Raw genomic sequence first — 5,464 nt, 5'->3', positions numbered from 1 at the left:
AAATCCATCGGTTCCTCCCCGCAAAGGGAAACACAGACAAGGTAGAGCATCCTGCCCCTCCTTTGACGGAAAATCTGGGGCGGATACGGAGCTTCTGCCGCAGAGAAAGAAGGCTATTTCCCCAAGTTTTGCGGTTTATTCCGGGCCCCTGTTGAATATCTTTTGGAAATTTCCGGATTTTATGCGGGATAACAACAGCGGGGAGGGAAAAACGGCGCCTATTCCGCAGGAATCAGGAAGAAAACGAACACAAAAGCCCTCCGACTATCTGCCGGAGGGCTTATTTTGAGGAAAATCCCCTTTTTGAAGAAAGCAAATTAGTTTTTCTAGGTTGTGGATGGTGGACTCCTGAAAGAAATGCTCCATCTGCTCCACCTGCTCGGTTTCGTCCTCGGTGTGGTTGAGCAGGCACAGAAAGGTGTGGAGAACCTCATGGCGGTGGAGAAGATAGCGGCCCAATTTCCAGCCCCTTTCGGTGGGCTTGACAATGCCATATTTTTCGGAATCCACATAGCCCAGCTCCTTGAGACTGCCCACCATCTTAGAAGCGGAGGAAGGACGCACCCCCAGGGCTAAAGCCAGATGGTTGATGCGGGCATAGCCTTCCTGCTGGGCAGAGCGGCAGATCATTTCCAGATAGTCCTCCATAGCGTCGGTGATCTCCCGGTGGTCCCGGAGCTTGTATCCTTTCAGGGTGCGGTATTCATGATTCATGGGCTCCTCCAAAAAGTTGTGGCAACCGCCGGGGGACGGGAATAAATTAGTACAAGGAAATAGAGTTTCCCTTCCCTAAATCTCACAATCATTCGTCCCCTGGCAACAGGGGATCACAATGGATATATTCTCATTTTATGAACAGGAGTATGACAATATGAATGAACATCGCGTCACCCTCAATGGAATCCAGGAGGGGCAGTCGGCACGGGTAAGCTGCCTCCTCTCCACCGGGAGTATGCGCCGCAGGCTCCAGGACATCGGTCTGATTGAGGGAACCAACATCACCTGCCTGCAAAAAAGTCCGGCGGGGGATCCGGTGGCCTACTTAATCCGCGGCGCCGTCATTGCGCTGCGTTCTGAGGACTCCTCTCAGGTGGTAGTCCAATACAGTTAAAGCCGAAGGGTACAGAGACAGCGCGGATGGGTGGATCATCCGCGCTTTTGTGTGAATGGAGGGCGAGCATATGGGCTTGACAGCAAAGTCCACCGGCCTTGGCGCCGTGGACCGGGGGCTGACCATCGAGCGGGCAGAGATCAACGACCAAGTGGTGGCGCTGGCGGGCAACCCCAATGTGGGGAAGAGCACGGTTTTCAACGAGCTGACGGGGCTCAGGCAGCATACAGGAAATTGGACGGGAAAAACGGTGACCAATGCCCAGGGCAGGGCTGTACATAAGGGAAAGGGATATATCCTGGTGGATATTCCTGGCACCTACTCCTTGCTGGCCCACTCCGCTGAAGAGGAGGTGGCCAGAGATTTCATCTGCTTCGGGGAGCCGGATGCGGTGGTGGTAGTCTGCGACGCCACCTGTCTGGAGCGGAACATGAACCTGGTACTCCAGACCCTGGAGATTACCGACCGGGTGGTAGTCTGTGTCAACCTGATGGATGAGGCGCGGCGCAAAAATATCCGCATCGACTGCAGCCAGCTCGCCGAAAACCTGGGGGTGCCGGTGGTGGGAGCTAGCGCCCGCAGCCGAAAGGGCCTGACCGAGCTGATGGATCAGGTGGAGGCGACAGTCTTCCAAAAGGAACGGCGGGAAACGGTGAAAGTCCGCTATACCAAGCCCATTGAGGATGCCATCGCCCTACTGGAGCCTGTTGTGGCGGAGAAGCTGGGAAAAAGGCTGAATGCCCGGTGGATTTCCCTAAAGCTTCTGGATCAGGAGCCTTCACTGGTTCAAAGCCTGACGGAATATTTAGAAGAAGATCTGCGGGAAGATCCCCTTGTGGCGGAAAAATTAGAGGAGGCAAGGGAAAGGTTAAGAAAAAGCGGGATTTCCCCGGAAAAGATGAAGGACGACATTGTCTCCTGCCTGGTGATGACAGCGGAACACATATGCGGCGATGTGGTATCCTTTGGAAGGAGCAATTACAGCGCTTGGGACAGGAGGCTGGATAAGATCTTGACCAGCCGGTGGACGGGAATTCCGGTGATGCTCCTGTTGTTGGCGGTCATTTTCTGGCTGACCATTACCGGCGCCAACTATCCCTCCCAGTGGTTATCCGACGGACTTTTTTGGTTGGGAGACCGGTTGGGGGATTTTCTGCTGTGGTGCGGTGCTCCCAGCTGGCTGTATGGGGCTCTGATTCAGGGAGTCTATCGGGTGCTGGCGTGGGTGGTTTCGGTGATGCTGCCGCCGATGGCAATCTTTTTTCCCCTGTTTACTCTGCTAGAGGATTCCGGCTATCTGCCGCGGGTGGCTTTTAATCTGGACCAATACTTTAAAAAAGCCGCCGCCTGTGGAAAGCAGGCGTTGACGATATGCATGGCATATACAATTTTGTAAACAGCGATTATACCCGCCATTTGATGGATACAGTATTGCCGTCAATGTAAATGCCCTCGATGATGCTGGCAACATACATTCTTTTGGTGTCCATGTCGCTGCCGCTAAAACCCTGTCGAAAGGCGTCGAGAGAATCCAGAAACCGCTGGACAGAGGGGATGGGCTTGTGCTCCAGCTGGCTTTGGAGGGACTTTCGCTCCGCTTCCAGCGCCTTGGCCCTCTTGGCGATCTCCTCCATGGGAATGCTGCCGATCTGGTAGAGATCGATGATATGGCCCATTTGCAGGTCAATTTCCGAGATGCGTTTCTGGATTTTTTCTTTGTGGATAGGAGAACTTTCCTCAGCTGGGACCGAGCGGGAGATCACCGCTTGCAGTGCCTCTTCCTGATCCAGCAGTGTTCTGATCTGAGAAAGGATATAGTTATCCAGCGTCCCAATTTCCCAGTTATCATTTTTGCAGTTGGGATCGGCGATAAACCGCTTGCTGCTTTTGGCCCGGGAATAACAGCGGTAATAACCGTGATTGGCGCTGTACCTAGCGCCGCACCGGGCACAGAATACCAGGCTGGAAAGAAGGTATCCAGCCCGGAAAGGTGTCTTTTGGCTGGTGGTTTTCCTGTTTTCCCGCTGGGCAGAGGAAAATAGCTGAAGGGCTTTTTCATAGTCGTCCACCGAAACAATCGGCTCGTGAATGCCGTCATATTCCACGCCCGCATATTTGACTTTGCCGATGTATACGCTGTTGCGCAGAATATGGGCCACCTTGGCGGCAGACCATTTGAGCGGGTAGCGGCTTCGGCAGTGGGAGACAATGCTGTTGATGCTTTTTCCCGCCAGGAAGAGGGAGAAAATCTCGCGGACAATAGCCGCCTCGTATTCGTTGACCACCAGGAGCCCGTCTTTATAATCATACCCGGTGGGAGGGGTCGGCCCTCCGTGGTAATAGCCCGCTTTCCCCCGGCCGATGCGGCCCATGGTGAAGCGCTCGGTAATCTGGTCTTTTTCCAGCTGGGCGAATACGGACAGAATGCCGATCATTGCCCGGCCAAAGGGGGTGGAGGTGTCAAAGTTTTCATTGATGGAGATAAAATCCACCCCGTTGGGCAGAAATTTGTCCTCGATCAAGGTCAGCGTATCCTTTTGGCTGCGGCTGAGACGGTCCAGTTTGTAGACCACGATAGCGTCAACCCCACCGGCGGTAATATCCAGAAGCATTTGGGAGAGGGCGGGGCGGTCCATATTTCCGCCGGAAAAGCCGCCGTCTGTGTAGATTTTCAGAAGTTCCCAGCCTTTGGCGGTGCAGTAACCCTTGATCCGCTCTATCTGTTCGTCAATACTGTAGTTTTCCAGCTGGTTTTCCGTAGACACACGGACATAGCCAAAAACACGAAACATCCCATCCACCTCCGAAAGAGAAAGCAGGGCAGTAAATATATCTGCCCTGCGTTATTTTTAATTCTGGGAGTAAAAACGAGCCAGCTCCCGAAGCGCCGGTAAGAAGTCCCGGCAGATATTACCTGCAATGCCGTCCGCCGTCTTTTCGTCGTATACGTGGGAGGTGACATTGCGGGCGGTGAGGATGGCGTTCCACTGCTCCCCGTCCGTGATGATCCCCGCGGCAAAGGCCTCCTTCAAAATGGCTCTGGGCGTATTGATAGAAATAACGGCGCCCTGATCCTCCAGATATTCTTTGATGGATTTCCAGGCCAGCTCTACCGTAAACTCAAACCGCTGGATGAGGCCGTCTCGATAGAGGGCGTCCTCCGGCGCCTTTTCATAAGCGGCCACCGCCTTCTCCAGCTGGGACAGGGCCCGAAGATAGTTATTGATCTTCTGCATAAAGGATAATTCCCTCCTTTTCAATATTGGTCAGAAACCCCTGATCCATCCCAGGCTCCACATGGACAATGTCCAGTTTGAGGAGGGTGGGAAGCTCTTCCGCCTCCATCCAAAAGCCGGGGCGGTTTTCCTGGGGCATCCCGTACACCGCAATATCGATGTCGCTGGCCGGGCGGAAATCCCCCCGAGCCCGGGATCCGAACAAAACGATCCGGGAGGCGCGATATTTTTGAGCAAGGGAAACGATTTGACGATAGATGTCTTTCATGGCTGTGTCTTCCTTCAAAATGATATTTCCCGCTACTTTAAAGCCGTCTCGGTGTTCCAGCACTGAGGCGGGATTTTTATTATGCTATTTCAAAGGTTTGCTCTCCTAGTTCTTCACCCAAGATTCCTTTTGTTGCCTTGAGGACAACCGGCGTAGTCTCATCGGTAAGGGTATACGCTACCGCATTTGCAACAGTACCATTCTGCTTAATTTGAGCTGTTTGGTTATCCAACAGCTCATTGTCTGGATGTGAAGCCGCATCAAGTTTATTTACCATATTGGGATCGTTATCTTGAACCACGGTAAACATGGCAAACCATGCTGTTAGTGGGGTAATGCTATCTTTTTCGCTCAGATTTGTAGTATTATACCAGAACGCAATTACGGGAGCATCACCGTATTCGTTTCCCGCTTCACCCACCGGGATTACCTTCCAATCAGTAATTTCAATTTTTACATCTTCTGACACAAGGATGTTGTCTTTAAAATAATACTCACTTTCTGAATTCACAGCATCCGATGAGGAAATGCTTGCTTCAGAACCGCCGGACTGTGTCTGGGAAGAGCTGTCAGTATCCGTACAGCAAGCAGACAACGACACCAGCATAGCTGCAACAACGAGTCCTGTAATCAGCCGTTTCGTTTTCATAACAAGGGCTTGATTTTCTTTCTTCATAAACAAATCCCCAAATCTCATATACTTTTCCTCCTCTTATAGACCCCGGCACAAGCCTACAGCTCGACCTTCTATAGCTACCTCGTTTATTTCTTCTTTGCGCAAGATAATCGATGTGTATGCGGGATTCTCTGGCCGCAATTCGATGTAGTCCTTATGGATGTACACCCGCT

At 52.4% G+C, this 5,464-nt stretch carries 7 protein-coding genes; 2 read left to right on the top strand and 5 right to left on the bottom strand.

Annotated elements, in window-relative coordinates; all coding sequences use genetic code 11:
- Positions 1 to 264: 264 nt before the first annotated feature.
- Entirely contained in the window at positions 265 to 714 is a 450-nt protein-coding gene (locus tag ACZ25G_RS00860) for a metal-dependent transcriptional regulator (protein ID WP_463681207.1), read from the bottom strand.
- Between the two features lie 157 nt (positions 715 to 871).
- Here ACZ25G_RS00860 and ACZ25G_RS00855 point away from each other — a divergent pair, with 157 nt between their 5' ends.
- A complete protein-coding gene (locus tag ACZ25G_RS00855; RefSeq protein WP_191482746.1) occupies positions 872 to 1,111 on the top strand; it encodes a FeoA domain-containing protein in 240 nt (79 codons plus the stop codon).
- A 70-nt stretch (positions 1,112 to 1,181) separates the two neighbouring features.
- Positions 1,182 to 2,507, top strand: coding sequence for a FeoB small GTPase domain-containing protein (locus tag ACZ25G_RS00850; RefSeq protein WP_463681206.1), 1,326 nt, complete (start codon positions 1,182 to 1,184; stop codon positions 2,505 to 2,507).
- Positions 2,508 to 2,514: 7 nt separating this feature from the next.
- Here ACZ25G_RS00850 and ACZ25G_RS00845 read toward each other — a convergent pair whose 3' ends face one another.
- Genes ACZ25G_RS00845 through ACZ25G_RS00830 form a run of 4 tightly spaced genes read right to left on the bottom strand, consistent with a single transcriptional unit; the run spans position 2,515 to position 5,312 of the window.
- Complete coding sequence (locus tag ACZ25G_RS00845; protein WP_463681205.1) at positions 2,515 to 3,903, bottom strand: recombinase family protein; 1,389 nt, start codon at positions 3,901 to 3,903, stop codon at positions 2,515 to 2,517.
- A gap of 57 nt (positions 3,904 to 3,960) precedes the next feature.
- Positions 3,961 to 4,347, bottom strand: a complete 387-nt coding sequence (locus tag ACZ25G_RS00840; protein ID WP_191509554.1) for a nucleotidyltransferase substrate binding protein — start codon at positions 4,345 to 4,347, stop codon at positions 3,961 to 3,963.
- The gene (locus ACZ25G_RS00835; protein ID WP_463681204.1) at positions 4,331 to 4,678 is read right to left on the bottom strand and encodes a nucleotidyltransferase family protein; all 348 of its coding nucleotides are present in this window, start codon (positions 4,676 to 4,678) and stop codon (positions 4,331 to 4,333) included. The genes ACZ25G_RS00840 and ACZ25G_RS00835 overlap by 17 nt, the downstream gene beginning before the upstream one ends.
- A gap of 16 nt (positions 4,679 to 4,694) precedes the next feature.
- On the bottom strand, positions 4,695 to 5,312 hold the full coding sequence (locus tag ACZ25G_RS00830) for a DUF5067 domain-containing protein (RefSeq protein WP_463681203.1): 618 nt from the start codon (positions 5,310 to 5,312) through the stop codon (positions 4,695 to 4,697).
- Between the last annotated feature and the right edge of the window lie 152 nt (positions 5,313 to 5,464).

This window comes from Zongyangia sp., assembly GCF_965361945.1.
The sequence above is the reverse complement of the archived record's forward strand: the minus strand, read 5'-3'. Positions and strand labels throughout refer to the sequence as shown.

Excerpts from the sequence above, each read along its gene's own strand:
- ACZ25G_RS00850 (WP_463681206.1), top strand. The coding sequence starts at position 1,182 with ATGGGCTTGACAGCAAAGTCCACCGGCCTTGGCGCCGTGGACCGGGGG.
- ACZ25G_RS00840 (WP_191509554.1), bottom strand. The coding sequence starts at position 4,347 with ATGCAGAAGATCAATAACTATCTTCGGGCCCTGTCCCAGCTGGAGAAG.
- ACZ25G_RS00855 (WP_191482746.1), top strand. The coding sequence starts at position 872 with ATGAATGAACATCGCGTCACCCTCAATGGAATCCAGGAGGGGCAGTCG.
- ACZ25G_RS00860 (WP_463681207.1), bottom strand. The coding sequence starts at position 714 with ATGAATCATGAATACCGCACCCTGAAAGGATACAAGCTCCGGGACCAC.
- ACZ25G_RS00830 (WP_463681203.1), bottom strand. The coding sequence starts at position 5,312 with ATGAGATTTGGGGATTTGTTTATGAAGAAAGAAAATCAAGCCCTTGTT.
- ACZ25G_RS00845 (WP_463681205.1), bottom strand. The coding sequence starts at position 3,903 with ATGTTTCGTGTTTTTGGCTATGTCCGTGTGTCTACGGAAAACCAGCTG.